At 46.1% G+C, this 26,890-nt stretch carries 22 protein-coding genes; 14 read left to right on the top strand and 8 right to left on the bottom strand.

Annotation, left to right across the window (positions count from 1 at the left end):
- From HP568_RS06000 to HP568_RS05990, 3 genes are read right to left on the bottom strand one after another with little or no spacing between them, the layout of a single operon-like run.
- Entirely contained in the window at positions 1 to 1,134 is a 1,134-nt protein-coding gene (locus tag HP568_RS06000; protein ID WP_173628611.1) for a GerAB/ArcD/ProY family transporter, read from the bottom strand.
- 21 nt (positions 1,135 to 1,155) lie between these two features.
- On the bottom strand, positions 1,156 to 2,199 hold the full coding sequence (locus HP568_RS05995; protein ID WP_309142207.1) for a Ger(x)C family spore germination protein: 1,044 nt from the start codon (positions 2,197 to 2,199) through the stop codon (positions 1,156 to 1,158).
- 50 nt (positions 2,200 to 2,249) lie between these two features.
- The gene (locus HP568_RS05990; protein ID WP_173628609.1) at positions 2,250 to 3,725 is read right to left on the bottom strand and encodes a spore germination protein; all 1,476 of its coding nucleotides are present in this window, start codon (positions 3,723 to 3,725) and stop codon (positions 2,250 to 2,252) included.
- 154 nt (positions 3,726 to 3,879) lie between these two features.
- Here HP568_RS05990 and cdaS point away from each other — a divergent pair, with 154 nt between their 5' ends.
- A complete protein-coding gene (gene cdaS, locus HP568_RS05985) occupies positions 3,880 to 4,494 on the top strand; it encodes a sporulation-specific diadenylate cyclase CdaS (protein ID WP_048032792.1) in 615 nt (204 codons plus the stop codon).
- Positions 4,495 to 4,564: 70 nt separating this feature from the next.
- Here the strand turns inward: cdaS and HP568_RS05980 are convergent, their stop codons facing one another.
- The gene (locus tag HP568_RS05980) at positions 4,565 to 5,791 is read right to left on the bottom strand and encodes an aminopeptidase (RefSeq protein ID WP_173628608.1); all 1,227 of its coding nucleotides are present in this window, start codon (positions 5,789 to 5,791) and stop codon (positions 4,565 to 4,567) included.
- A 247-nt stretch (positions 5,792 to 6,038) separates the two neighbouring features.
- Between HP568_RS05980 and pepF the strand changes: the two genes are divergently transcribed.
- Together pepF and HP568_RS05970 are read left to right on the top strand one after the other, a co-directional pair.
- The gene (gene pepF, locus HP568_RS05975) at positions 6,039 to 7,838 is read left to right on the top strand and encodes an oligoendopeptidase F (RefSeq protein ID WP_173628607.1); all 1,800 of its coding nucleotides are present in this window, start codon (positions 6,039 to 6,041) and stop codon (positions 7,836 to 7,838) included.
- A gap of 80 nt (positions 7,839 to 7,918) precedes the next feature.
- Complete coding sequence (locus HP568_RS05970; protein WP_173628697.1) at positions 7,919 to 8,227, top strand: MGMT family protein; 309 nt, start codon at positions 7,919 to 7,921, stop codon at positions 8,225 to 8,227.
- Positions 8,228 to 8,243: 16 nt separating this feature from the next.
- Here the strand turns inward: HP568_RS05970 and HP568_RS05965 are convergent, their stop codons facing one another.
- Positions 8,244 to 8,603, bottom strand: coding sequence for a Lin0512 family protein (locus HP568_RS05965; protein ID WP_173628606.1), 360 nt, complete (start codon positions 8,601 to 8,603; stop codon positions 8,244 to 8,246).
- Between the two features lie 167 nt (positions 8,604 to 8,770).
- Between HP568_RS05965 and HP568_RS05960 the strand changes: the two genes are divergently transcribed.
- On the top strand, positions 8,771 to 10,735 hold the full coding sequence (locus HP568_RS05960; RefSeq protein WP_173628605.1) for an ATP-dependent DNA helicase: 1,965 nt from the start codon (positions 8,771 to 8,773) through the stop codon (positions 10,733 to 10,735).
- A gap of 43 nt (positions 10,736 to 10,778) precedes the next feature.
- Here the strand turns inward: HP568_RS05960 and HP568_RS05955 are convergent, their stop codons facing one another.
- The gene (locus tag HP568_RS05955) at positions 10,779 to 12,395 is read right to left on the bottom strand and encodes a multicopper oxidase family protein (protein WP_173628604.1); all 1,617 of its coding nucleotides are present in this window, start codon (positions 12,393 to 12,395) and stop codon (positions 10,779 to 10,781) included.
- A gap of 188 nt (positions 12,396 to 12,583) precedes the next feature.
- On the opposite strand from HP568_RS05955, the gene HP568_RS05950 reads away from it, so the two are divergent.
- The 6 genes from HP568_RS05950 (at position 12,584) to HP568_RS05925 (ending at position 20,284) form a co-directional block, all read left to right on the top strand.
- Positions 12,584 to 12,784: a hypothetical protein gene (locus HP568_RS05950; RefSeq protein WP_017248292.1), complete on the top strand. Its 201-nt coding sequence runs from the start codon at positions 12,584 to 12,586 to the stop codon at positions 12,782 to 12,784.
- A gap of 973 nt (positions 12,785 to 13,757) precedes the next feature.
- Positions 13,758 to 15,839: an acyltransferase family protein gene (locus HP568_RS05945; RefSeq protein ID WP_254551047.1), complete on the top strand. Its 2,082-nt coding sequence runs from the start codon at positions 13,758 to 13,760 to the stop codon at positions 15,837 to 15,839.
- Between the two features lie 199 nt (positions 15,840 to 16,038).
- Positions 16,039 to 17,310 carry an ATP-binding protein gene (locus tag HP568_RS05940; RefSeq protein ID WP_173628603.1) on the top strand — a complete coding sequence of 424 codons (1,272 nt, stop codon included), beginning with the start codon at positions 16,039 to 16,041 and terminating at the stop codon, positions 17,308 to 17,310.
- A gap of 31 nt (positions 17,311 to 17,341) precedes the next feature.
- Entirely contained in the window at positions 17,342 to 18,613 is a 1,272-nt protein-coding gene (locus HP568_RS05935) for a tetratricopeptide repeat protein (RefSeq protein ID WP_173628602.1), read from the top strand.
- On the top strand, positions 18,579 to 19,295 hold the full coding sequence (locus tag HP568_RS05930; RefSeq protein ID WP_173628601.1) for a hypothetical protein: 717 nt from the start codon (positions 18,579 to 18,581) through the stop codon (positions 19,293 to 19,295). Before HP568_RS05935 ends, HP568_RS05930 begins: the two co-directional genes overlap by 35 nt.
- 101 nt (positions 19,296 to 19,396) lie before the next feature.
- On the top strand, positions 19,397 to 20,284 hold the full coding sequence (locus HP568_RS05925) for a DMT family transporter (protein WP_048032802.1): 888 nt from the start codon (positions 19,397 to 19,399) through the stop codon (positions 20,282 to 20,284).
- A 72-nt stretch (positions 20,285 to 20,356) separates the two neighbouring features.
- Here HP568_RS05925 and HP568_RS05920 read toward each other — a convergent pair whose 3' ends face one another.
- The gene (locus HP568_RS05920) at positions 20,357 to 20,884 is read right to left on the bottom strand and encodes a GNAT family N-acetyltransferase (protein WP_048032803.1); all 528 of its coding nucleotides are present in this window, start codon (positions 20,882 to 20,884) and stop codon (positions 20,357 to 20,359) included.
- Between the two features lie 431 nt (positions 20,885 to 21,315).
- The gene (locus HP568_RS05915; protein WP_048032804.1) at positions 21,316 to 22,626 is read right to left on the bottom strand and encodes a helix-turn-helix domain-containing protein; all 1,311 of its coding nucleotides are present in this window, start codon (positions 22,624 to 22,626) and stop codon (positions 21,316 to 21,318) included.
- Between the two features lie 384 nt (positions 22,627 to 23,010).
- Here HP568_RS05915 and HP568_RS05910 point away from each other — a divergent pair, with 384 nt between their 5' ends.
- From HP568_RS05910 to HP568_RS05895, 4 genes are read left to right on the top strand one after another with little or no spacing between them, the layout of a single operon-like run.
- On the top strand, positions 23,011 to 23,943 hold the full coding sequence (locus HP568_RS05910; RefSeq protein ID WP_056493248.1) for an ABC transporter permease: 933 nt from the start codon (positions 23,011 to 23,013) through the stop codon (positions 23,941 to 23,943).
- A 3-nt stretch (positions 23,944 to 23,946) separates the two neighbouring features.
- Positions 23,947 to 24,891 carry an ABC transporter permease gene (locus HP568_RS05905; protein WP_173628600.1) on the top strand — a complete coding sequence of 315 codons (945 nt, stop codon included), beginning with the start codon at positions 23,947 to 23,949 and terminating at the stop codon, positions 24,889 to 24,891.
- Positions 24,892 to 24,919: 28 nt separating this feature from the next.
- Positions 24,920 to 25,939, top strand: coding sequence for an ABC transporter ATP-binding protein (locus HP568_RS05900; protein ID WP_048032807.1), 1,020 nt, complete (start codon positions 24,920 to 24,922; stop codon positions 25,937 to 25,939).
- Entirely contained in the window at positions 25,940 to 26,887 is a 948-nt protein-coding gene (locus HP568_RS05895) for an ABC transporter ATP-binding protein (protein WP_048032808.1), read from the top strand. It begins immediately after the preceding gene.
- Positions 26,888 to 26,890: the final 3 nt, after the last annotated feature.

The raw sequence follows: 26,890 nt of genomic DNA, 5'->3' as shown, positions 1-26,890 counted from the left end.
CTATCGGGCTTTTTCTGTTTCCGCCCCGGGAGTTTGGTATCGTCCGGTATTTCGCTTTTTCCCCCAGAGGAGGAAGAGCAAGAACAACAGCGGTATATAGCCAAAAATGAAAACGAGGCTCACTTTCCCATAATAATCGAGTGCCATGAGCAAAGGAGTCGTACCTTCGAGCAGATAGGAGCCCATTGCCAAAGACGCTAAGAGAAGCAAGAGGGCGCGGAATTGACTGATACCAAATATCTGTTTCATTCCGCGGGTAACCCCCCATAGGTTGAGGCAGATGTTTGGTAAAATCACGAACAGCCATAGAGATATCACAATGAACTCCAGTCGCTGCAAAATCGGAATTTCGACGATTTTGAGCATGGTCAAGGTCGGCCAAATAATCTTATCCAGTTCACCATGACTAAACATGAGGAATGTTACGATAGCGACGGCTACATACAGGAACGTGCTGAAAAGGACGCCAGCGTGAGCCCATTTTTGCGAGTGAGCTGCTCGTTTGATAAATGGGTAGTAAAAGAACAGTAATTCAAAGCCCATATAATTGATAACAGCGTCTTTGGCAGACGCCAATAGGGAGGGGAGGTTATGCGAAAACAACGGGAACAAGTTATTCGGGTGGGCGTACTCGAAAGGGAAAAGAAACAAAGGAAGCATCAAAATCGCCGGAATCACCACACCGAAAAAGCAGACGCCCGTAACCGTGCGAAAACCACCAGTGATAATGTACAGAATGAGGAGCAAGATAATGAACGTCGTACTCCAGGTATGCATGAGAGGGAAAATAAACTGTTTCACAATACTGACGTAAGAACGCAGGATGAGAAAAGCAGCCATCCAGATGTAGATTAATACCACAAAGCTCATTACTTTTCCTAGCCATTTTCCATAGCAGAGCTCGTGAAGGGAGAACAAATCATGACTGCCCGCATTCAACATGGAATAGAGCATCCAAACAATGAGATGGATGCTTGCCCCAGCAAGTAGAACCGAGATCCAGGCATCGTATCCGGCATGGGTTACGATTGTCCGTTGAAACCCTAGTATCCCGACCCCCACGATATTGGCATGCACGAGAAAGAATACAAAAAAAGGTGAAACCTTCGCGTTTTCCCGAATGGAAGTACTCACCTGATCCCTCCTGGTTATTCATTACTCACCCGTTTGCTCCAGCTTAATCGAAGCAGTCACTGCGATTTTCATCTGTGGATAAACCTTTTTAAAGTGCGAGTAGTCCCATGAAGCGCTTCGACTGCGAACCAAATCACCAAATCCAACCGGATCTACGCCAAGCTTTTGTAGATGCTTCACAAAGCTCGTCGCCTCCTTTTGGAGGTACGAGGAAAGTTCTTTTTCCATTTGACGCAATACTTGTGGATCGGACAATTGCAGCCACTTCGAATAATCTTTGATTTGCCCATTTACCGTGAGCTTTACCTTGATGCTGGGGACAGGCTCTGCCGTATTGATATCGAATGCGGCATGGGAATGAAGAGTTTTCAACAATCCGGATTCTTTTTGATTGTTTATGGTCACTTCAAATGGAATTTGACCACTCTTGGCTTTTTCGACCATGATTTTTAGCAAAAAGCTTTCTTTCGAATTGATGCGATGCACGAATTTGTCATCGCGGAAAAGCGCGAGACCATCCAGCTTCACTCTGTCATTATGCATGACGAAATAGGGAAGGTAAGGATCACGGCCCTCGCCGTATAAATTGAACAAGAAAATATGCAGGTTGGTCTTGGGCAAATTCAGGGTTTTGATATTTTGAGCGACACTATCGGAGATGAAAAAAGGGACTTGCGTTTGACGGATGCCCTTCAAAATTGTCAATGCCTTTGGTTCCGCCACACCGAGTTGAAGGCGAAAACCAATAGAGGGATCGCGGCAAAGTGTATGTACGAGCGTTTCCACTCCGTTTTCAGCATATTTCCTCCCGACAATGACAGAGCGTAATTGTCCTAGCTCCACTTGAGAAGGTGTGATGGCATTAAAATCAGGGAGGATCGTAAATAAATTCGAGCTTTTTGTTTCCAGCAGCTCTACCTGTGTCTTTTCCTTCCCGTACACGTGAGTGATGGCTGCCCCTTTAATCTTTTGATCTTCGATATCGAGCCCCAGTGAATGAATCAGCTGTACTTCGCTGACGATTCGAGTCGAAGAGCAGCCAGCTATGATCCATATAAGAAACACCAGTATCCATTTGCTTTTTGCAACCATGGTTTCCTCGACGGCTCCTTCATCTATTCATCAATGTCTCTTTTCTGAGTGGCCTTGTCAGGATCGTATCTCCACTGTGAGATGACGCGCATAACAGCAGACCTTCTGGCCGTTCTGCTATAGGAAGAGCGAATGAAGCTGTCCGCGAAGCTACGTCTGCGAAAAGGGTAAAGCGGAGCCAGGTAAGGTGTTCCTAACGATTTAAGCTGAAGAAGATGAGTCAGCATGAACATGAGACCGATGGCAATCCCAAGCCCGCCCCAAATTCCAGACAAAATAATGAGCGGGAAGCGCAGGAAACGAATCGTATTTGACATTTTGTAAATGGGGGTAGTGAAAGAGGCAAGCGCCGACAGAGCAACGATGATCAGCAATATATTGCTGGTCAAGGCAGCTTCTACAGATGCTTGACCAATGACGATTCCACCTACGATTCCAAGAGTCTGTCCGACTTTTGTCGGGAGCCTTGCACCTGCTTCTCGCAAGAACTCGATCGTCAACTCCAGGAAGAGCACCTCTAAAACGGGGGGAAACGGGACGTATTTCCTCGATAAAATAATCGGTGCCAACATGTCTTGCGGAATCATTTCCAAATGGAAAGTGAGCACCGCCGTATAGGCAGGTGTCATCAAAATAGAAAAAAGCACACCAAAAATGCGAATCAACCGAAATAAAGACGATAAGATCCACGGTAAATAATAATCCTCGGGAGAAATGAAGAAATCAATAATCGTGGTTGGACCGGTAATGACATACGGAGATGCATCGGAAATAATCACGATTTGCCCGAGGGTTAACGCATAGATGACCCGGTCAATCCTTTCTGTAGACAAAAACAATGGGAAAGGGGTATTCGAATTATCACTCATGATTTGATCGAGCTGTGATGAATCAAAAATAATATCGAAGTCGATCGCCTGAAGTCTTTGCTCAACGGTTTCAATGTGCTGAGGATTCGTAATACCAGACAAATAAACAACGGCGATGCGCGTATGAGAGAGCGTACCTATGGTTAACTCTCGAATGATTAATTTGGGTGTGCTGATTTGCTGGCGGATAAGATGCAGGTTGATATCGATGTTTTCAACAAAGCCTACCTTTGGTCCAACGACACTAAACTCGTTTTCCGTGTCATTGTCCGTTCGCAGTCCTTCAGTCGGATTAGCTAGATTGATGAGGGCGAAGAACTGTAGATTGTCTTTCGATTGGATGGCAGCATAGCCTGTCATGATTTTGGAGACGACTGTCTGTATGTCGTCTGTATAAATAATATCCTCCACATAGATAAAGCGGGAAAAGTGGCGCAGATCCGTGATTGATTCATTTGCTTCCATACGCTCTTGGAGGGGGCGCAAGAGATTTTTTTGCAGCAGCTCTGTTTTTATCAAGGTTTGATAGTACGAAATAACAAAAGGACTTTCCTCGTTCAGCAGGGGATAATACTTAAAATCATTCGAGACTTGTGCGATGGAAAGAAACTCATTCCATTTCGTTATCATTCGGTTTCGCTCCATAAGCTGTTCATCATTTGTGTGTTACTATGTCCGGTTTGTAGTGGAATTATCATCAAGGAAATAGAATGATTTCCTGTAGGGAGGGGAACAATCAAACAAAGGACGAAACGTGAAGAGAAATGGAAATTGAGGGGTTCATATGCTAGAAGTAAACTGTGATACATCATCGCTGAAGGCTGAATTGCTGCAAGAGCTGAGGGGAATATCCGTTACGTTAGATGAGAGCATCCATGCGTTAAAAAATGAAAACGAATGTGTGCTCGGGACGTTTGATCAAATACGGACGAAGTTTAGCCGACTCGAAACAGTAGCAGCCTCCTTTTATTTACAATGCTATCTCTCACCCTATACGGAAAAATATCTGGATTTATCCAAGGCCGTGCAGCACTTGGCCAAAAGGCGCCAAGGAGCATTGATTGTCGTTGAGCGTGAGGACCCGCTTGATTTACTGCTGCAAGCAGGCATACCGATTGGGGCCACGGTGAGCCATTCCTTGCTGGAGTCGATCTTTTATCCTGGCAGCCCTTTGCATGATGGGGCCGTCCTGATTCGGGAAAATCATATCGTTTCCGCGGCCAATGTACTGCCATTATCTCAGGTTGTGGTAGGGGAAAAAAAACTGGGAACCAGACATCGTGCTGCTTTGGGGTTAAGTGAAAAAAGCGATGCACTGATCGTTGTTGTTTCCGAGGAAACGGGGAAAGCGTCCTTTGCCATGCAGGGACACTTGTATCCGATTATTTCACCTTCATGAAAAGAAAGAGGCTGGATTTGTCATGGATGACAGAAATCCAGCCTCTCGCTATGCCATTCTCAGGTCAGATTCAAGCCCAATTTCCGTTGCGGAATAATGGTTCACGCTGTCCGTCAGTTGTTTCTCCATCAATGTTCATCTCGGCAGAGCCGATCATGAAATCGACGTGAGTGAGGCTGATATTGATACCGCGGCTAGCCAATTCCTCATTGCTCATGTCAGCGCCACCTTCGATATTCACACTGTAGGCATTCCCGATCGCCAAGTGGTTGGACGCATTTTCATCAAAGAGCGTGTTATAGAAAATGATATCGGACTGCGAAATAGGGGACAAATGAGGAACCAGCGCCACTTCTCCCAAATAATGCGAGCCTTCATCTGTTTCAATTAATTGCTTCAGGGACTCTTCTCCCTTTTCAGCAGTTGCCGAGACAATTCTTCCTTTTTCAAACGTCAGGGTAAAGTTCTCGATCAAATTCCCATGATAGCTCAAAGGCTTGGTGCTGCGAACGGTTCCGTTGACGCCTTCTTTTAATGGCGCGGTGAATACTTCTTCTGTCGGCATATTGGCCATGAAGGAGACACCGTCTTTATTTACGCTTCCGCCGCCAATCCAAATGTGGTTTTTAGGCAGCTCAATTGTCAGGTTGGTACCAGGAGCTTCGTAATGAAGGTAGCGGTACTGTTTGGCATTGAGCTGGTCCACCTTGCTGTTCAATGTCGCATGATGGTCATGCCAAGCTTGGACAGGGTCATCCATATCTGCCCGAGTGGCGCGGAAGATCGCATCCCACAGAGCAGGCTCCTGTTCCTCTTGTGGCAAATGCGGGAAGACCATGGCGGCCCATGCAGGTGATGGAACTGCAAGCACGCACCAGCTCACTTTATCGGACATGGTATAGCTGCGGAATTTATGGAGAGCTTGACCAGTTGTTTTGTTGGCAGTAGAAATGCGGTCAAGACTGACACCCTTCAGCAAATCAGGATTCGCTGCAGAAATGTAGAGAAAAGCCGCACCATTTTCCGCCATTTCCTCTAATCCCTGTACCTTCCATTGCGGGTATTCACGAAACGCTTCTTCAGGAGCCAAATCATATTTCATCCGTGTGAGTTCATCGTCGGTCCACTCAATATGTACGTGCTTGGCACCCGCTTCGTACGCTTTTTTGGCTACCTTTCTTACAAAAGGAGCGGTAGATAGCGGAGCAGTTACTACTAACGTTTGCATAGGCTGTACGTTCACGCCGACTTTTACCGCGAGATCAGCATAACGGTCAAACAAGGTTTCAAAAGACATGGTTCATTTCCTCCTTTTAAGAACAAAAGGCTTACTTGCACTCTATCTATTTTACCTTCCCCTCCGAAATCACCTGCTTATGATTTGAAAGAATTTCCTAGGAAAGCGCAGAAAAAGACAGATTACGGCCTAATTCGAGCAAGTTATCCACTTGTTTATTTTGGTTAATTGTAGGAAAATTCAAATGAAAAGGCAAATTTATTACATAAAAAATATTTTATTGGCAGAATTAAAGGAGGCAGTCAGAGTGAAGACAAGACAAACACGTGATCAAGTCGCTGTCGAGTATACGTGGAACCTGAACGATCTATTTGAGAGCCAGGAAGCGTGGGAGCAAGAATTAGCAGAAATCATACAGCATCTGCCTGTCGTCACTGCATTCAAAGGTAAGCTGCATACGAGTGGAGAGACGTTGTTGGCATGCATGGAGGCAAACGAGGCGATCCATGTTCGGGCGAATATCGCAGCGACGTATGCCAGACTGCGCTCGTCTGAAGATGGGACGAATCCCCAAAACCAAGCGAACTCTGCACGGGTAGGGGATGTCGTGTCCCAGCTAAACGCTGCGCTTTCTTTTATCCATTCCGAGATTTTGGCTTTGCCTGAAGGAAAAATCGAGAGCTTCTTGGAGGAAGAACCAGGACTCGAAATATTCCGCAAAAGCTTGAATGATTTGCTGGAAACAAAGCCGTACCGACTGTCTGCCGAGACGGAAGAAGCGTTTGCGGCGATGGGCGAGGTTTTCTCTGCACCATATAACATATATGCACGCGGAAAGCTTTCGGACATGTCATTTGCACCCGTCCATGATGGAGAGGGAAATGAACGCCCAGTATCCTTCGCGCTGTTTGAGACCGATTATGAAATGTCGTCCGATACGACGCTGCGCCGTTCTTCGTATGAATCTTTCTCGAAGACACTCGCTTCCTACCAGAACTCCTTCGCTGCGGTATACGCGACAGAGGTGAAAAAACAGACCGTCATGTCTCGCCTGCGTGGCTATGAGACCGTAACGGACATGCTGCTTAAGCCACAGCAAGTTACATTGGATATGTACCACAACATTCTGGATATCATCGGGAATGAACTCGCTCCGCACATGCGACGCTATGCGAAGCTGAAAGCAAAAGAGCTCGGCCTTGAGAAGTTGGCCTTTTGTGATTTGAAGGCACCGCTTGATCCAGAATTCAGCCCGCCGGTTACGATTGAAGAAGCTGGGCAAAAGATATTGGCATCCTTGCAAGTGATGGGACCAGAGTACACGGCGATTATGGAAAAGGCACTGAATGAGCGTTGGATCGACTATGTAGACAACGTGGGCAAATCGACAGGTGCTTTCTGCTCAACGACATACAGCAAACACTCTTACATTCTCATTACGTGGTCAGGAAATATGCGTAGTGCTTTCACGCTGGCTCATGAGCTGGGACATTGCGGACATTTTATGCTGGCGACAAGAGAGCAAAGTTTTACGAACTCTCGTCCATCCCTGTACTTTATCGAAGCACCTTCCACACTCAATGAGCTCTTGCTCGCGCAGCACATCGTGGAGCAATCCGACGATCCTCGTCTGAAGCGTTGGGTCATTTTGCAATTGATGAATACGTATTACCACAACTTTGTCACGCATCTGCTAGAAGCGAGAATGCAACGAAAAGTGTACGAAGCAGCGCAAAAAGACGTACCATTGACTGCCAAACAGCTCTCCGAATGGAAAGGGCAAGTGCTTGCAGACTTCTGGGGTGATGCCGTTGATTTGGACGCGGCCGCGAGTCTTACATGGATGCGCCAACCGCACTATTACATGGGGCTGTATCCGTACACGTACGCAGCTGGTTTGACCGCTTCTACAGCAATGGCAGCGAGCATCAAGCAAGAGGGACAGCCTGCTGTTGATCGTTGGATCGAGGTGCTCAAAGCAGGGGGAACATTAACGCCGCTGGAGCTCATGAAAAAAGCTGGCGTGGATATGTCAGATCCGCAGCCAATCCGCGAGGCAGTCGCATACGTCGGCAGTCTGGTTGACGAGCTGGAAAGACTGTTTTAACCTGATAAAAGAAGAAAAGGCTTGTGATCGCGAGGAATCACAAGCCTTTTGATTTGATCAAGCAAGAAGGAGTAGTCATCATGACCGAATTTACGCTGCGCGCACTAAAAATCATTGCCGGGATTCCAGCGGGCCATGTCATGACGTACGGGCAAATTGCTGCGTTGGCCGGGAGTCCAAGGGCTGCCAGACAAATCGTTCGCATCCTTCATTCCATGTCCAAAAAGCACAAGCTTCCTTGGCATCGGGTCATCAACGCACAAGGAAAGATCGGATTGCAAGATTTGGATTCGTTCACGCTGCAAAAAATGGCCTTGGAAAGCGAAGGGATAGTCGTGTCAGCAGCAGGAGAAATAGAGTTGGAGCGTTATCGGTTTCACCCACTGTAGTGAATGAGCCGCTATTCTAGTAGCCTACCTCTACGGAAGCAATGACAATATAGGCAAGGTCGTTCTTGTCCTCTTTTTCAGCGATCACGACACCACTGCTCGTCAACATGCCACCATCGACGATTTCGAAGGAGACTTCTCCGTATGGCAATGCTTTACGAACCGTTTCCAAGTCGAGCTTGTCCTTGTCAGCAGGAACGGCCAGTCTCAAATTTACTTTCATGTTATGGATATCGTTTCCTGGCAGGACAGAACGCAGTCCAGGCATCGAATTGTGATGGATGGCATTTTGAACAGCGCGGACTGCGGCTTTGGTGACGTTTTGTCCATGCATGTCAATGCCCATTCCTATTTCAATAAACATTACTTTTTCCATTAGCTTGTTCACTCCTGTTTCATTCTACTTTTCTACCATCCTTATCTTACCACGAAAAGGAATGGTTTTTTCTCTCATCTGTATTGTGTTTATCGTCAAGACATGTCATCATAACATGTTGGCATCTATTCTTGACGATTCTTTACATTATTGGAGGCAGGTCACAATTGGAACGTTATCCTTTTGCCTACGATCCGTCCCAGCCGTTCATCTCTCAGGTGAGTGATTGGGTAGCGGACGTTTTTTATGAAGTATTGCCTGAGGCTGGATTCGAGGTGCGTGATGAGCAAATCTACATGGCCTTTCAGCTTGAACGGGCTTTTATAGAAAAGCAAACGATTTTTGCAGAGGCGGGAGTAGGTACGGGAAAAACATTGGCTTACTTACTGTACGCCATTTGCTATGCACGATACACCAGAAAGCCCGCCATCATTGCCTGTGCGAATGAGTCGCTGATTGAGCAACTCGTAAAACCGGAAGGCGATATTGCAAAACTGGCTCGCCATCTCAACCTGACGATTGACGCGAGACTCGGAAAATCTCCGGACCAATATGTCTGTTTGCGCAAGCTGGATGAGGCGAGATTCCAGCCCGAGACAGGTGAAGCTTTCCAGCATATTTATCAAGAGCTGCCTTCGTTTGTTCATACACATGAGGCCTTGCAGTCGTTTTATCCGTACGGGGATCGCAGCACATATCCTGACCTGGATGACCAAGAATGGGCGCAGATGAACTGGGATACTTTTCAGGATTGCTTTGTGTGCGACAGACAGCACCGCTGTGGTCAGACCCTTTCCAGAAACCATTACCGTCAGTCAGCCGATTTGATCATTTGCTCCCATGACTTTTATATGGAGCATGTGTGGACCTATGAGATCCGCAAGCGCGGAGGTCAGTTGCCGTTGCTGCCACCGCATAGCTCGGTCATTTTTGACGAGGGTCATCTGCTGGAGCCCGCTGCCCAAAAAGCATTGACGTACAAGCTGAATCACTCCGTGTTCGAAGAAACGATTACGCGTGTCTTGAAGGGTGAGATCAGGGAAGAGCTCGCCATTGCTATTGAAGAAGCCATTGCTCAGAGCGAGGAGATGTTCTCCCGATTGAACGAAGAGAGCAAGGCCGTGATGGGCTCCAACCGCAAAGAAATCCACTTTCATCCGGAACTCGTTGCAACCATCCACCGTTTTACAAATCTCGTCAGTTGGATTGAAGAAGAGCTGGCGCTAGAGGGTGGACTGTATACATTGGACGAGTTCCAGCTGCGAATTGTCGAAGAGCATCTGGAAATGATGCAGCTGGCACTGGGACTTTTCCAAGACCCGGATCACGTTATTTCCTGGATGAGCGAAGAGATTACAGGGCCAACCTTGGTCGTCATGCCAAAAAAGGTGCAGGAAGTACTGGAAGAGCGCGTATTCTCCCAAAAAATGCCGATTGTCTTTTCGTCGGCGACTTTATCTGTTGACGGATCGTTTACGTATGTGGCGGACAGCTTGGGTATCGAGCAATTCCTGTCATTCTCGGTGGCTTCTCCGTACGAGTACGACAAGCAAATGGAGGTATACGTACCGACACTTTCTGCAACCGACACCTTTGCGGAAAAAATGAGACAGGCTACCCAATTGCTGCAAAAATCAGCAGGTAGTGCGCTCCTGTTGTTTTCCTCCATGGAGGAATTACAGCAATTCAAGGCTGCTATCAAAAACGAGCCTACCTGTACGGATCTGCGATTCTTGTTTGAAGGAGATGCGGAAATCAGCCATCTGATCTCTCAGTTCCAAAACGACGAGAAAAGCAGCCTCTGTGCGGTGAGCCTGTGGGAAGGGCTAGATGTTCCGGGGCCTTCGCTGTCCAATGTGATCATTTGGTCACTGCCATTCCCACCGAATGATCCGGTGTTTACAGCAAAACGAAAAAGTGCAGCGAATCCTTTCGACGAGGTAGATATGCCTTACATGCTGCTGAGACTGCGTCAAGGCATCGGGCGTTTGATCCGTTCGAGAGAGGATAGCGGTCTGGTATCGATCTTAAGTCCACAATTGAGCCAAAATGACAAGCTGAGACAGCAAGTACAGGATGTTTTTCCGACTGGCGTAGAGTGGAAAACGTCTTTGGACGGGGTATTGGCGTAATGAAAAAGCAGGAGCCTGCGTGGCTACCTGCTTTTTTCTATGGTTATTCTGGCATATTGCCGACGGTAGGGTCGACGACGAAATCTGGCTTGAAGCCCTCATATTTTACTTCGGATACCATTCCTTGAGCAGCATGACCCAAATCGTGGCAGTGGAACATCCAGTCTCCTGGATTGTCAGCTTCAAAGGCGACTACGTAAGATTCACCCGGCAAGATGTTCAGCGTATCTTTGACCAGAGGGGAGCCTGAGATAGGCTGTCCGTTTTTGCTTAATACTTGGAAGAAATGTCCGTGCAAATGCATCGGGTGGATATCTTTTGGTGATTTGTTCACCATCGTGACTTTGACCAGATTGCCTTTTTTGACGTTGAGCGGAGGGACATCCGGAAACGTTTTGCCATTGATGGTGAAGGCCATTTTTCCATCTGCCGTTTCCGTGTTCAGATCCATTTGATACGTGATGTCATACTTCTGCTCCAGTGTAAAGCTGCTTTTTGCCGCCTCGCCGTATTTGGTGATGTCTATCGTTGGCATATCGCTAGCTTCGGATTTGGCTGTTTTTGCTTCCGAGCCTTCGTAGACGATGGGTACAACAAGGGATTTGGCGCCTGGATTCGTGCTGCGCTCCTCTAATAACCACTTGCCAGGATTGTTGGCAACAAATTCAAGATCATATCGTTCTCCTGGACCGATATTGAGGAGCTGGCCTCCTACGAGGGGCGGATTATTGATAGGTTGCCCGTCTGTTGCTACGATTTTAAATTCATGGCCTTGCAGGTTCAGCTTGTGGTTCAAGTATCCGGCATTGATCAGGCGGATTCTGACCTTCTCGCCTTCTTTAACAGATAGCGGCTGGATTGCCGGGCCTGTTTTTCCGTTCACGGAAAAGATCGTATACATCAACGGCATCATCTCAGCGTCACTCATGGGCATTTCCATACTGGCCATGTTGTGACCACCAGAGGACGAGCTATCAGAAGAAGGGGCACTCATGCCGTGGCTCATGCCACTTCCGTGCATTTCCGCCATGCTATCGTCCTGCATCCATTCATCCAGAACGAGGGTAAAGTCCTTATCGGCTGGCTCTGGCGTAGCCGGTTCTACGACAAGGGAACCGTACAATCCTTTGTCTACCTGTTTGGCGCTGTTTTGATGCGAGTGGTACCAGTATGTCCCGGCAACGTCCACCTTGAATTTGTAGGTGAAGCTTTCGTTTGGTTTTACGGCATTTTGGGTCACGCCAGGGATTCCGTCCATGTTATTCGGGACGGGTAAGCCATGCCAGTGAATGGTGACCGGCTCGGGCAATTCATTTTTCAACGTCACGCTGATGGTTTCTCCTTGTTTGACACGAAGCTGTGGACCAGGAACGGTTCCATTGTACGTCCATGCGTTTTTCATGGTCTTGTCATCGAGGTGGAGCATGTTTTCTTTTGCCGTAAGGGTAAACGTATTGCCTGTAAGCACCTCCATCGACGAGTCGCTGGAAGCAGACATCTGCTGCGGTTGCGTTTCTGCTGTTGCTTGGGGTGAAGAATTCATGTTGTGTCCATTATGATCCATCGTAGTATTATCAGTGGCAGTGGAGCAGGCAGATAACAGCAAAACGCCACCTAGAACCACGGGATAAGCCCATGGGCGTATTTTCCGTTTGTTCATGTGCACTTTCCTCCTTTGAGCTGTTGGAGAAAGCGTACCAAACGATTGTGTAGAAAACATGAAGACGGGATGTATGACACTTCTGTTACGCATTGTACAAAAATGGGAAAGTAAGCGTGAACAAATGCTATAATGGAGTATCGTACATACAAGTAATCAGTAGAATCAGACAGGGATGGTGTTCACGTTTGGGTAACGTAGATTTTGCGAGCTTGCCTTGGAATGTTTTTTGGGTTGGAGTCGCTTACTTTTTGGTCACAGGAGTCTTTTTCTGTCTTGGATTTATGCGATTGCTTTCCGAACGGGTGAAAAGCGGCATCGTATGCATGGTGATTGCGGTTGTCAGCGGTGGTTTTTTCTTGAATTATTTGTTTACTCATCACATTTAAATGTAGATAATCAAACGAAAATCCTCATCGGTGCTGGTAATCGATGGGGATTTTATTTTTGTCTTGTGTTTCCCGTTTCGATTGGCGAAAATGGAAGTGATAGGGGAATAACCGAGTTGATGGCGCTTTACTTCGGGGGATACCGATTCCAAAGCAACCATTCCTCACAAATTGCAAGAGATGATACATACAAGCTTTTGGATTTGGCATTACATCAAGCAGAAACTTATTAGCTCAAAGGTTTATCAACAAATGACAATCAGAAATGTCAATACAACTCGCAAAAAATTACGAACGGATGAGGCTGTTGATCCGTAAAACTTTTGTGACAAGTAAACACGTTGCATTTTGCATCTGACAGTGGTGGTCTGCGATGATCTACAATCGTGAAGCTGATGGGGGAAAGTATACCAGCAGCTTCTTTTTTTGTTCCGCATTTTTACCGGGAAAAAACATAGTCAGAATGTAAACAGTTTGTAACGAGTTATCCCCCGAAACCGTCATATAATCAGGTTACAAACAACTATTCAGCAAGAGTCTACCGTAAGACAAGGACCGGGTAATTTCCTTGTGAGGTCATCCAATATAAGGAGGTGTGATGCATATATAAGGGAGTAAGAGACCAGAAAACAACCAGATAGTGAGTAGTTCATCACATCCTGAATACGGGCAACGATGATTGGAAGAATTCATTTTCCATAAAGTTAATGAACGAGACCAACCCCCGTTTTCGCACGATTCCAGAAACAGGGGTTTTTGTATTCATAGAGCACGCAATTCCCGATGTGTAATGACTGCCCCCAACAACAAATGATGAAAACAGAACGGAAGTAAAAGGGGAGAATGCAGATGTTTTGCATGGCGAGCACGAAGAACCACCATAAAAAAATGAAAAGGACGATGGGTACGAAAAGAATCAATAATCAGAACGAATTAATCACTCGCCAATATGCAACGATAGGAGGCCACCAGCATGCCTGATCCGATCAAAGGCTCCAGCAGTCGATACATGGCTGGGATCGACGGGCTTCGTGCGCTGGCGGTACTCGCAGTCATTATTTATCACTTGAATTACGACTGGGCACCTGGGGGTTTGCTGGGTGTCGGTATTTTCTTCGTTTTATCGGGATATTTAATTACAGACTTATTAATTGCAGAATGGAATCGGAATGGCAGACTCGACATGAAAGACTTTTGGTTGCGCCGTGCCAGAAGACTGCTCCCAGCGCTTTTCCTTATGCTGTTTGTGGTGGTGGCAGGTTTGGCTATCTTTTCGCCAGACCAGTTGGACACTATCCGCGGAGATGTCGGAGCAGCCGTTCTGTACGTGAGTAACTGGTGGCTGGTCTTTCATGACGTATCTTATTTTGAAAAATTCGGTCCACCTTCACCATTAGGCCATCTGTGGTCACTGGCAGTAGAAGAACAGTTTTATGTCATTTGGCCGCTGCTACTCGCTCTGGGACTCCGCTTCCTGAAGCGCAGGGGACCAATCATGATTATCACTTTGGTGCTGGCTGCACTATCCGCCATCTCCATGGCCGTTTTGTATGAGCCAGGTCTTGATCCGAGTCGTGTTTATTACGGAACGGACACACGGGTATTCGGATTGTTGATCGGTGCAGCACTCGCGATGATGTGGCCGAGTCGCTTGCTTACGACAAACATTTCACCAAAGGCGCGAATTACACTTGATCTAAGCGGTCTCTTGAGCTTAGGGATTCTGTTGTACAGCATTTGGAACACGAATCAATATGATGATTATTTGTACGAGGGCGGGTTAGTTCTCTTGTCGGTTGTCAGTGCCGTGTTGGTCGCAGTACTCGCACATCCGGCGAGCAGCTTGGCGAAATGGATGGGCAGTATGCCATTGCGTTGGATCGGCGTTCGATCTTACGGTATTTATTTGTGGCATTACCCTGTTATCGTTTGGACGAATCCGTTTTTAGCGGAACGGGAGTGGATGGCGGTACCTGGAGCGGTTTTACAGCTCCTCGCAAGTATTCTGCTGGCATCGTTGTCATGGAAATATCTCGAAGAGCCTATTCGCTACGGAGCATTGGGAAAAGTCTGGAATCGCTCCAATAAAGCCGGACAGAAAACAAAACGGTTAAACCGTGTATTGGCTACTGGTTGTGCGATTGCTCTTTGTGTCACGTACTATGGGATCGCTTCGCTCACGTCAGATGCGACTGCTGGAAATGTGACACAGCCAACGCAGACCGTCATCGAGACAAAGATCCCCGACAAGCCACATGGTCCTGCGGTGCCAATTGTAGAGAAGAAGCCGGAAACGGTTCAAAAACCAGCTACTCCACCAACAAAGCCGAAAAACGAGCAGAAGCCAACTAACAACGCACAAAAGCAGAAGCCGGTTGAGAAGCAGAAAGATTCGAATGCTTCCAAACAGCCTGATCAAAAACAGGAACCGGTCAAAGCGATAGGCTCTGGTAAAGGAATCACGGTGATTGGTGACTCTGTCATGCTCGATGTGGCTCCTCACCTGGAGAAGCTATTGCCAGGAATCGTCGTTGATGCCAAAATCGGAAGGCAAATGTCGCAAGCTCCTGACGTAATCGCGCAGCTCAAGGCAAAAGGGCAATTGGGGAAACGCGTTGTGATTGAATTAGGCTCAAACGGCGCATTTAGTAAAGGGCAGCTCGACAAGCTACTGCAATCACTGGATGGCGTCGAGCAAATCATTCTCGTCAATTCTCGCGTACCTAAACCGTGGGAAAGCGTCGTGAATAAGATGCTGGCGGAAACGGCTGCCGCCCATCCGCATGTCGTTCTTGTAGATTGGTATGCGGCAAGTGAAGGGCAAAGCTCTTACTTTTACAAAGACGGTGTTCACCCGAATGAGGAAGGCTCGCAAAAATACGCGGCACTCGTGGCGAGTGCAATCGCGCCGATGGAGCCAGAGAAGAAGCCGGAAGTGAAAGAGGAAGAGAAAGCGGCAGAGTCGGCAGTAGAAGAGTCAGGGCAGATTGATACACACAATTCAGTATTGGAAGCTGAAGGGCCTGAAGTTAGTTCAACGGAAATTGTAAATTGAACCAAGATTTGAGGACAAAAGATATGAGATCGAAAAGATGATCTCTGTCTTTTGTCCTTTTTACATTTGAGTTATGAAATAAGAACTAGGACTTATTGCCCTGCATAAAATCGCGGAAATACCGATTAAAAGATTATGTGTAAATAACTGGTTTAAATGGTTGCTTTTATTTTTGTGTTACTAAAGGAGTAGTTTAATCATGGATAAACTTGAATGGCTTCAACAGCTTTCCGCAAAACAACCAGAGGATGCTACAACCTTCTATTGGCTAGGGAAGGAATTCGCGAGTAACAGCCGCTGGCTAGAAGCGATAAGTGCGTTCTCTAAAGGTCTGACATACTGCGGCGATGATCATGAACTCAGAAATAATCTACTGCAAGAATTAACCACATCGACTCAGCAATTACAACAAAGCTCAAGTGAAAAAAGTTTGGATCCATTCATTCGTAATACAGAAGAGCCGTTAAACAATGCCCAAAACGAAGAAGTAGTCCCAGATGAAGCGTGTGATGGAAGTGAAACCTATACCTATTCGATAAAAAACAATCCAGGCTTTCAAGTTATTGATGGGGGTCAGATACCAGAACCGACTGAAATTACAAGCTTGAACAAGGTAACTTTTGCAGATGTAGCGGGTTTGGTGGAGTTGAAAAAAACGATCCAAATTAGAATCATTAGTCCGTTTTTCAACCAAGGACTGTTCTCGAAATTTCGAAAAAAGATCGGTGGAGGAGTACTACTCTATGGGCCTCCTGGTTGCGGAAAAACTTTTATTACCCGCGCGACTGCTGGAGAATGCAAAGCTAACTTCTTTCCGGTACATATTACAGATGTGTTGGACTCGTATATCGGCGTTAGCGAGCAAAATTTGAAGGCTATGTTTGAAAAAGCTCGTGCTCAAAAACCGAGTATCATGTTTTTTGATGAGATAGATACGATCGGCTACAGTCGGTCCAAATCTTCCAATAACTATATGAGAGGTGTTATCGATACATTTCTTACCGAAATGGAGGGCATTGATACGAGTACAGATCAAGTGCTTATTATCGGGGCCACGAATATGCCATGGGACGTAGATCATGCATTGAAACGCCCAGGCCGTTTTGACCGATTAATATTCGTAGCGCCACCTGATCTGGAAGCGCGTAAGCAAATCTTTGATTTAAAACTAAAGGGTCGTTTTTCGAAGGACATCGATACGTATACAATGGCCAAAGCGACCGAATTTTTCTCAGGAGCAGATATTGAAAATGTGATCGAAAGAGCTACTGAAGCGGTTCTCGAAGAAATCCTCGACTCAGGTGTAGAGCGGCCCATCATGATGAAGGATATGGAGAGTGCTTTGCAGGTGGTAAAGCCTACCACTATGGAGTGGTTGCAAACGGCCAAAAATTACGTAAAATACTCAAATCAAAGCGGGCTGTATAACGATGTGGAGCATTATATCAGGCAGTTCGGTAGGTTGATATAGTCTTCATCATCAATTTAGGGGGAATAGATAAATGTCGAGCGAAAATTTGACAGAGGACAATCAAGTAGAACAGATTTTAAAAAGAATGGACTTTTTTTATGAAAATAGAAAGTACGATCATGTGCTGGACGAATACGGTCAATTAATGCGTCATGTTCCAGATCATTATGATGGGATATTAACAGCCGGTTGGGCGCATTATTATTTAGGCCAAAATGAAGAGGGAGTGCAACTTGTCAAGCGTCTGGTTAGCTTGTATCCCGAAGACGATAAAGTACATTGTTTATTGGGGCTGTTATATCGAGGGTTGTATCAATTTGAGGAAGCGATCTTTCATGGAAAAAAAGCCATTGAAATAAATTCAAATATGGCGTTTCATTATCTGGATCTTGCTACTACACTCAATATCAAAGTTCAGGAACAATACGGTGATTCCTTTATTTTTACGGGGTTAAAACGCCCGACGATTTTAGAAGAATATAAGCTTGAACTTGAAACAATTGTTGAAATATTACAGACCGGAACGAAACTCATGCCAGATAATGCGACCATGCATGGTCTGTTAGGATTCACGTACCTTCGTTTGTGTATGTTTGAAGAAGCCGAGGATGCCTTTAAAACAGCCTTAACTTTGGATCCTCAAACTCCGAAGTATTATGTGACGTATAGTCGATTGCAATATTTCTTAGGAAGAAAAGATGAAGCAAAAGAGCTGGTACATTTAGCACTCACTATTAATCCCGAGGATAGTACAGCATTGGAAATCATCCAATTTTGGGAAAAAGAGGATGAAATCGATAAAGATGGTGCTGTTTATGCTGCTCAAATCAAAAGTCTTCACAGGCGTATAGTGCAGTTGTATCCGAAAAGTCCAGTTCATCACCTTCGGCTGATCAAAATATTATTTTATTTTGGAGAAAACGAACCTAGAAAAGAATTAAAAGCCTATTTGAAATTAAATCCGAATGATCTTGAAATGAATCTTAGCTATGGGAAGATTCTTTATGACAATTCGGAATATAAAGAGGCCCTTGGGCATTTCCGGAGATGTAATACCATTTTTCCAGATAATGAGCATATTCAAAATTGGATAGATAGAATATCTGAAAAGGGAAGCTTTGTTATAAATTTTCTTTACTGGGGCATAAAACCGATTGCTAAGTTGATTATTTGGCTAATTATTTATCCGTGCTTTGTTGTTAAGAACAGTCCAGCGATCATTCAATTTATTTACTTAAAGGTAAGTAATTTCCTAAAAGGAGGTAATGATGAAATATCATTACAATATACAGGAGGAAAATAGTCAGATTCAAAAATCAGAAGTGAACGTAAATCTTGATGTTGCGTACATGAAAGCATTGTGCAATCGGTATGGCAAGGATTTTGATTTTATTTCGAGTACAAGATTATCTTCAAAACATCTAAAGTTGATCGATAAATATTATGGCACAGCAGACGGGGAATCTATTCTTGCTTTCTATTCCAATAGGTTTATTTTTAATAAGGTAAAGGAGGGGGTTGTGCTTAGCTCGAAAGGGATCTATTGGCGATCAGGTCAAATGAATCTCAATCCATCGTATTTGACATGGTCCCAATACACACAAGTTACATCGGCAGTTGATGAGGTTTGCTACATTCAGTTCAGACCTGACCATATATTTCAATCCAGAAGGTCAAATATCCTCACAGAGGTTCTGGAAGATTTTTATGTTTATATCGCATCGTTGTCGGTGTCAAATCACCCAATTATTTATCAGTACGATCAATCTTATAATCACATTGGACGAATTCCTACCGTCCGGACGTATCATGACAAATGGATGTTGGTCGAGAATGGTATGCCGCTGTATCCTTTGCGGAATAACGATATTCATTGGGTGATTGAAATGGGGCAGGTTGACACGGCGAAGTTACAAGTTTGGAAACCAGGGATGTCAGAATGGGTTTATGTCGAGGAAGTTGCTGAATTGATGAATAAAGGATAATTTCCATCAAACAATAGCAGATCAGCTCATGGACTTTTTTCGCACTCTCCTGTACGATAACTAACGGAAGAATAATGCATCGGGTGAAAGAAGGAACAATCATGATTCGGTCGTACTTGCTGTTGCTTTTTTGTGTAACGCTGTGGGGCAGTAATTTTGTGTTTGGAAGCATGCTGGTCAAAGAGTTTCCTCCGCTATTTTTGGCAGATGTACGCTTGCTTTTCACGTCTATGTTTCTGATCATTTACGCGTGGCTGACCAAAAAATTCGTAAAAATCACTGCTCGTGAGCTAGGACTTCTTGTATTGCTCGGATTGATCGGGACGCTGGCGAATCAAACGGCGTATTTCAACGGGCTGTTGACGACAGACGCGACAACGGCATCGTTGATTCTTTCCTTGTCACCGATCGTCACCGCAGTGCTGGCCTCTTTGTTTTTGAAGGAACAGTTTACTTTGCGGATGAAGATTGGATCTGGCTTAGCACTCCTGGGAACATTCTTTGTTGTCGGTATTGGGGCAGGACTCTCCATTTCCAAGGGAGTCTTTCTCATTGTGATTGCTATGGTCACATTCTCGTCGTCTATGATCATCATTCGCAAACTGACGCAAACCGTGCAACCGTTTATTGCAACGGTGTACTCGACAACGGTCGGTACCCTGTTCTTGACTCCTGCGGCGCTGTTGACGATCGAGCCAGGGGCGCAGATCAGCCACGAAGTGTGGGCATGGGCAATGCTCATTTTGACCGCGATCCTTATGCAAGGAATATGTGGAATCGTCTGGAATCAACAATTAAAAGTGGTAGGGACGGGCAAAGCAGCTATTTTTCTAAACTTGCAGCCCTTTGTAGCGATGCTGGTCGGGTTTTTACTGCTTGGTTCTCAGGTGACGTCGATTCAAGTAGGGGGCTCCTTGTTAATCGTCGTGGGTGTGATTGTTGCCAGTGTTCAAAAGAAACAAGCTGTTCAGCCATCTAAATCGGTATAGAGCTTACTTGCTCATAAGAAAAAGGACCTGATGCGAAGGTCCTTTTTTGCATGGAAGGAATACGAATGGACGTTATACGAATTTGTACATCAGGACATCATCTGCGTATTCATTCTCAGCCAGCTTGAATTCTCTCACTTTTCGTCCTTCTTCCACAAATCCAAGGCTTTTGTATAAAGCAATCGCTCTCAGATTGTTGGAGAACACCCCCAAGCTCACTTTTTCAATGAGCGGATGTTGCTCAGCCCAAGCTAACAACTCCTTCAATAAAACCTTGCCGATGCCCTTATTTCGGTGAGCTTTCTGGATCATCATCGTGATCGAACCTGTATGAGACAAGCGTTTGCGAGTCGGAGAAACGAACACGACCATACCAGCCAATTCACCGTTTATTTCCGCTACGAACATGGTTTCCCTGTCATTGTCGATGATGTTTTGTACCCACTCAAGCTGCTGCTCCATGGTTTTATTGAACTCTTCGGAAACAGCAATAAAAAATTCACCTTCACAAACCACATCTCGCTGCAAAGATAAAATGGCAGCCGCATCCTCGATACGAACGAAGCGAATGGACACGTTGTCGTCTGTATGTCTAGTCAATGATTTCACCCTTCCTACGATGGTGATGCCTACGCTTTGTTTATTCAATATGACCTACATTTTGAATGCTTTTTGCAATTGTGCCGACATCTCATCCAACGATTCTTGCGCTTGCTTGATAGAGGGATAGAATCCGATGTAAGGAATGGATCAAGCCTTGTTTTACCTGCTCACGTTCCTCGCCTGAATCTCGACTTTGATCAGTCGCCATTCGTATAATCTGTGGTGTCAATTGGTTGAAATCAACATCATGGCATGAACGGTTGAAGACGTCTCATATTTGTTGAATCTGTGGATGAACGGGCATGTGTATGCCTCCCTCATTCATTTGATATTTGGATAGCTTACAACCGAGAAAAAAGCGCAAGCAAGGTTCCAAAAAAGAAGTTTTCTGGAAATCATATGCTTACGCATTTCTCATGGAGAAACAATTAAGTGGTTTGTGGAGAGGGGAGTATACGATAAATCTTCCGTGGGCGCCCTCGGTTCGTCGGCGTTTCTTCCCCAATGAGTTCGATGATGTTGTGCTCTGCTAAATCACTTAGTATTCTTCGCGCATTGCGAGGAGTCATGCCCATCCATTCCGCGATCATCGAAGCGCTGATATATTTTTGCCCCAGCGCTTTTTGGACGGAAATGATTTTGTTAAATGTCGTAATACTGACACCAGCTTTTTTTAGATTATCGCTGATTTCTTTGTCCTGTGTCCAATATTCGTAGCTGATGCTGTTCGTTTGAAGCAGTGGTCCTTCAATCGAACCATCATGGTCAACGAGAATGGCGGCATCTCTATGATTTTTGGCATGGCCGAGAGCGAGCTGTGCATTGCGCTCAGCAGACAATGCTGTGACACCAAAGCCGATTCCCATATTGGCATGTGAATTGGTGAGGAGCTTGATTTTTTCCAAAAGGATCGTGGGGTGAAAATCTGGATTGTCTTCATACGATCCGCGGGTGGAAAAAATAATGAACTTGGAATTACCGACCGCGACGAAGCTACCGGATATCGACTCCGTGTAATCGAGCACGAGCTCTTGCAGCTTCAGATCGAGACGGCGCAGCTCGTATGCGTTTGCAGGTTCATTTACGAGCTTTTCCATGTCGGATACCTCAATCAATTGAACAGCAATTTGGGAGCGCTTGAAGTGGAGCGTTTCGCCCTCTTGGAGAATTTGCTTGAAAATCTCTCGAAATATAAAGCGTGTGAAGCCCATTCGGTATACTCTGATTCCTTGTCGCTTCAATTCTTCGGTGACGAAAAGCGTTCCCGTGACACAAGCGTCTACCTTGCCTTCCTGGACAAGGTGGGTGTGATAAGCTACCAATTCAGACCTCTTTCTGAATTCTTTATACGGCTTTAGGTATGGGTTCTCACAGTGCAGACCCAATTCCTCTAAAGTCTCACGAAAATGCGCTTCCGAAATGGTATCGAAGCTCACGCGATCCAAAGACAAACCATCGCGGTATACCAATTCGAGCAATACTTTGGTCAGGACACTTGAATTGACTTGCGGATAAAAGGCTTTTTTCTTGCCAATATGCGCTTTTGCCATCGAGTAGGGGGCGACTCCAGAGAAGAACCAGATGTCTGTTTCCATATCATTTTCGGCTACATAGGCAGGTACTTGTTCCACTCCTTGATAAATAAAGGAAGTGAGAAGGATGTGATCGGAAAACTCACGTCCCACAGCTATCATTGCATCTACTGAATCTTTTGGACCGACTATGCCAACTTTTATCATCAAAATGTCCTCCAAAAAAGGTAAACTACGGGATAAACAATTCGTCAGGAAGGAGACCTATCCTTTTTTCGGCATTCTAGTATGCCAGTCTTTCTTATATAGAAAGAATATAACCCATTGACTGGGCAAGCGAGCTGTAGCGACCTCGAAGCTTTTAATAGGGATGTTTTAGGGAAATTTTCCGTATTAATTGTTTTATATTTGACAACTTTCAGCAAATTCCTTTATGAATCGATGTAAAAAATAAAAAAATCAGAATTGACATTAAATAACCACGGTACTATATTGTTGAATTAAGGAATGTTTTAGGTCAATTTCCGTTAAAGGGGGACGAGGTGAATTTTTGTAATCTTTTTGCAAGTCTGGACTAGGGGGCTCGTATAGATGTCGCGTTATTTACTTAAAAGAATTTTGATGATGGTACTCACCTTGTGGATTATTGTAACGTTGACCTTTAGCCTGATGCACATGATCCCTGGTGATCCATTCGCGTCAGAGTCAGATCAGTTGCCCGAGCAAATTTTGCTGAATCTGCGTGCCAAATACAATTTGGATGAACCGCTGCCGATGCAATATTTACTTTATCTAAAAAGTTTGGTCATGCTCGATTTAGGACCTTCTATTAAGTCGGAGACTCGCGGTGTCAATGATATGATCAAAGACGGCTTTGGAGCATCTGCACTGATTGGTTTGCAAGCGATAGCGGTTGCCCTTTTTTTCGGACTTTTATTCGGAACAATTGCGGCATTAAACCGAAATACCTGGATCGATTATGCGGCAATGGTCATGGCCGTATTAGGAATTGCTGTACCCAGCTTCATTATGGCGCCATTGCTCATTAATTACTTGGCAATCAAATGGCCGTTATTCCCAGTAGCGACGCTTACCAGTTGGAAACACTCGGTTCTGCCTTCACTCGCACTTGCTTTTGGACCATTAGCCATCATTACACGCTATATGCGCACGAGCATGATCGACGTGATGAATCAGAATTACATACGGACCGCTGAGGCAAAAGGAATTCCGACTTTTCTGATAGTGGTCAAGCATGGAATCCGCAACGCGATTTTGCCGATCGTCACGTTTATGGGGCCGCTCATCGCGGGGTTGTTAACCGGAACGTTCGTCGTCGAAAAGATTTTTGCGGTACCGGGGATCGGCAAGTACTTCGTCGATGGTATTTTCAATCGAGATTATCCCGTTATTTTGGGAACGACAGTATTCTACAGTGCCATCTTGGTGCTCATTATCTTCTTGATTGATTTGGCCTATATGTTCATTGATCCACGAATCAAACTATCGAGCAGGGGGAGGTAGCCAATGGCGGTAGATCAATCAGTAAATGAGTTGTTTCGACCTAGAGCTCAAAAAGCAGATGGACAGATCGGCCAGATGCGACCGAGCCTGACTCATTTTCAACAAGTAACGAGAAAGCTCGTCAAAAACAAGCTGGCAATGGTGGGGTTGACCCTGATTGTTTTGCTGATCGCCATGGCGATAATTGGACCCCATCTCGTTCCGTACAGCTATTCCGATCAGAGTCTCTTGAATGCGAATCAGGAAATTTCGGGCGAGCATTGGTTCGGAACAGATGAGCTGGGGCGCGACATGTTTTCACGGACATGGTACGGAGCGCGGATTTCACTGATTATCGGAATATCGGCAGCGTTAATTGACTTGATCATCGGTGTGACCGTCGGCGGTATTGCCGGATACATGGCTGGTCGAGGCAAAAAGGGAGACCGAATCGATACAATTATCATGCGTTTGATCGAGGTCTTGTACGGACTGCCGTACCTGCTCGTGGTAATCATGCTGATGGTTGTCATGGAGCCTGGAATTGTTACCATCATCATCGCGTTGTCCGCAACCGGTTGGGTAGGGATGGCTCGTCTCGTTCGGGGACAAATCCTGCAATTGAAAAACCAGGAGTTCATCATGGCTGCGCAAGTGCTGGGTGCCAAATTCCCTCGCATCCTGCTACGCCACCTGATTCCGAACACCATCGGAGTCATCATCGTAAACTTGACGTTTACCATTCCGTCGGCGATATTTGCAGAATCTTTCCTTAGCTTTTTGGGCTTGGGTGTGCAAGCGCCAATCGCTAGCTGGGGCACGATGACGAACGATGCACTCGGCGTTATTTTAACAGGGGATTGGTGGAGACTTTTCTTCCCGGCCTTGATGATTTCCTTGACGATGTTTGCCTTCAACGTCTTCGGTGATGGCTTGCAGGACGCATTGGACCCAAGAATTCGCGAGTAACCTCGCCACGAAGATAGGAGGATCAGACATGGCGGATCATTTGCTACAAGTAGAAAACCTCCGCGTACATTTCAAAACGTACGGTGGAGAGGTACAGGCTGTACGGGGAGTTACCTTTCATGTTGATCGTGGTGAGACGCTTGCGGTAGTAGGAGAGAGCGGCTGTGGGAAGAGTGTAACCGCCCAAGCGATCATGGGCTTGATCCCGAACCCGCCGGGAAGAATTGTGGATGGTCAGATTCGTTTTGACGGAAAAGTCATCACGGGGATGAGCAAGAAGGAATTGCTTTCGGTTCGTGGAGCTGAGATTGGGATGGTCTTCCAGGACCCGATGACGGCACTGAACCCGACGATGAGGGTCGGTGCCCAGATTGTAGAGGGATTTGTTCGTACCCATCAGGTCAGCAAAGAAGAGGCGCGTAAAAAAGCGATGGAGATGCTTCGACTGGTAGGTATCCCCGATCCGGAGAAACGGGTCGATCAATACCCGCATGAGTTTTCCGGGGGAATGCGGCAACGTGTCGTCATCGCGATTGCACTCGCCAATAATCCAAAGCTCGTCATTGCAGATGAACCGACGACCGCATTGGATGTAACGATTCAAGCGCAAATCTTGGACTTGCTCCGAGAATTGCAGGAAAAACAGCAGCTCTCCATCGTGATGATTACACATGACTTGGGTGTCGTAGCCGAAATCGCGCACCGGGCCGTGGTCATGTATGCAGGAATTGTGGTGGAAACAGGTAAGGTAGAGGATATTTTCGCGAATCCGAAGCATCCATACACTTGGGGTTTGATGCGCTCTCTACCGCGGATCGATGGCGTGGAAAAGGAACGACTGGTACCGATTGAGGGAACGCCGCCAGATTTATTCCACCCGCCAAAAGGTTGTCCGTTCGCTCCGCGTTGTCAGTTTGCGATGGAAATATGCGAGCAGCAAATGCCGGACGCTTCCACATTCACCGAGGGTCACCAAGCTGCATGCTGGCTACATGATCCACGGGCACCGAAGCTGGAAGAATTGGTGGCAGCAGGGAGGCAAACGTAGATGAGCCAAGCGTTGGTTGAAGTCAAAAATCTAAAAAAGCATTTTGAGATCGGCAATGGGATTACGCTTAAGGCAGTCGACGGCGTGACTTTCACCATTAATCGCGGCGAGACACTCGGGCTCGTCGGAGAGAGCGGATGCGGTAAGTCGACGTTGGGCAGAACGATGATTCGCCTCTATGAAAATACAGACGGAGAAGTTTTGTTCAAAGGGAAAAATGCACACCGCATAAAAGGGAAAGAGGCAGAGCAGTTTCACCGCGATGTCCAAATGATTTTTCAAGATCCACAAGCAAGTCTGAATCCGCGCATGACCGTGATGGACATTATTGCGGAGGGCTTGGATATTCACGGCTTGTCTCGGGGGGCAAGAGCGGATCGGGTCAAAGAATTGCTGGAGCTGGTTGGTTTGTCTAAGGAACATGCGAACCGATTCCCCCATGAATTCAGCGGAGGCCAAAGGCAACGCATCGGGATTGCTCGGGCACTAGCAGTTGAACCGGAATTTATCATCGCGGATGAACCGATTTCGGCGCTTGATGTGTCGATTCAAGCGCAAGTCGTGAATCTATTGGAAGATTTGCAGCAGGACAGAGGGCTGACTTACTTGTTTATCGCCCACGATCTGTCCATGGTGAAGCACATTTCCACGCGAATCGGAGTAATGTACCTCGGCAAAATGGTAGAAATGGCAAACAGCTTCGAGTTGTACGCAAAGCCACTTCATCCATATACACAAGCATTGTTGTCCTCGATTCCGATTCCTGATCCGACGATCAAGCGGGAGCGCATCATTTTGCAGGGCGATTTGCCGAGTCCTGCCAACGCTCCAAGCGGTTGTGTTTTCCGAACAAGATGCCCAAAGGCCATGGAGCAATGCGCGGCACAAATTCCTGAATGGCAGGAAGCCGCACCGAACCATTGGGTCGCTTGTCATCTCTATCAGTAGTTC

It is taken from the genome of Brevibacillus sp. MS2.2 (genome assembly GCF_013284345.1).
Classification (GTDB): Bacteria; Bacillota; Bacilli; order Brevibacillales; family Brevibacillaceae; genus Brevibacillus; species Brevibacillus brevis_C.
Note: the sequence above shows the minus strand (reverse complement) of the source record. Positions and strands in the feature narration are given on the sequence as shown.

Bases quoted from the DNA above. Each gene is read 5' to 3' on its own strand.
- HP568_RS05990 (WP_173628609.1), bottom strand. From the start codon at position 3,725: ATGATAACGAAATGGAATGAGTTTCTTTCCATCGCACAAGTCTCGAAT.
- cdaS (WP_048032792.1), top strand. From the start codon at position 3,880: ATGCTAGAAGTAAACTGTGATACATCATCGCTGAAGGCTGAATTGCTG.
- HP568_RS05980 (WP_173628608.1), bottom strand. From the start codon at position 5,791: ATGTCTTTTGAAACCTTGTTTGACCGTTATGCTGATCTCGCGGTAAAA.
- HP568_RS05970 (WP_173628697.1), top strand. From the start codon at position 7,919: ATGACCGAATTTACGCTGCGCGCACTAAAAATCATTGCCGGGATTCCA.
- HP568_RS05965 (WP_173628606.1), bottom strand. From the start codon at position 8,603: ATGGAAAAAGTAATGTTTATTGAAATAGGAATGGGCATTGACATGCAT.
- HP568_RS05955 (WP_173628604.1), bottom strand. From the start codon at position 12,395: ATGAACAAACGGAAAATACGCCCATGGGCTTATCCCGTGGTTCTAGGT.
- HP568_RS05945 (WP_254551047.1), top strand. From the start codon at position 13,758: ATGCCTGATCCGATCAAAGGCTCCAGCAGTCGATACATGGCTGGGATC.
- HP568_RS05940 (WP_173628603.1), top strand. From the start codon at position 16,039: ATGGATAAACTTGAATGGCTTCAACAGCTTTCCGCAAAACAACCAGAG.
- HP568_RS05935 (WP_173628602.1), top strand. From the start codon at position 17,342: ATGTCGAGCGAAAATTTGACAGAGGACAATCAAGTAGAACAGATTTTA.
- HP568_RS05930 (WP_173628601.1), top strand. From the start codon at position 18,579: ATGAAATATCATTACAATATACAGGAGGAAAATAGTCAGATTCAAAAA.
- HP568_RS05925 (WP_048032802.1), top strand. From the start codon at position 19,397: ATGATTCGGTCGTACTTGCTGTTGCTTTTTTGTGTAACGCTGTGGGGC.
- HP568_RS05915 (WP_048032804.1), bottom strand. From the start codon at position 22,626: ATGATAAAAGTTGGCATAGTCGGTCCAAAAGATTCAGTAGATGCAATG.
- HP568_RS05910 (WP_056493248.1), top strand. From the start codon at position 23,011: ATGTCGCGTTATTTACTTAAAAGAATTTTGATGATGGTACTCACCTTG.
- HP568_RS05905 (WP_173628600.1), top strand. From the start codon at position 23,947: ATGGCGGTAGATCAATCAGTAAATGAGTTGTTTCGACCTAGAGCTCAA.
- HP568_RS05900 (WP_048032807.1), top strand. From the start codon at position 24,920: ATGGCGGATCATTTGCTACAAGTAGAAAACCTCCGCGTACATTTCAAA.
- HP568_RS05895 (WP_048032808.1), top strand. From the start codon at position 25,940: ATGAGCCAAGCGTTGGTTGAAGTCAAAAATCTAAAAAAGCATTTTGAG.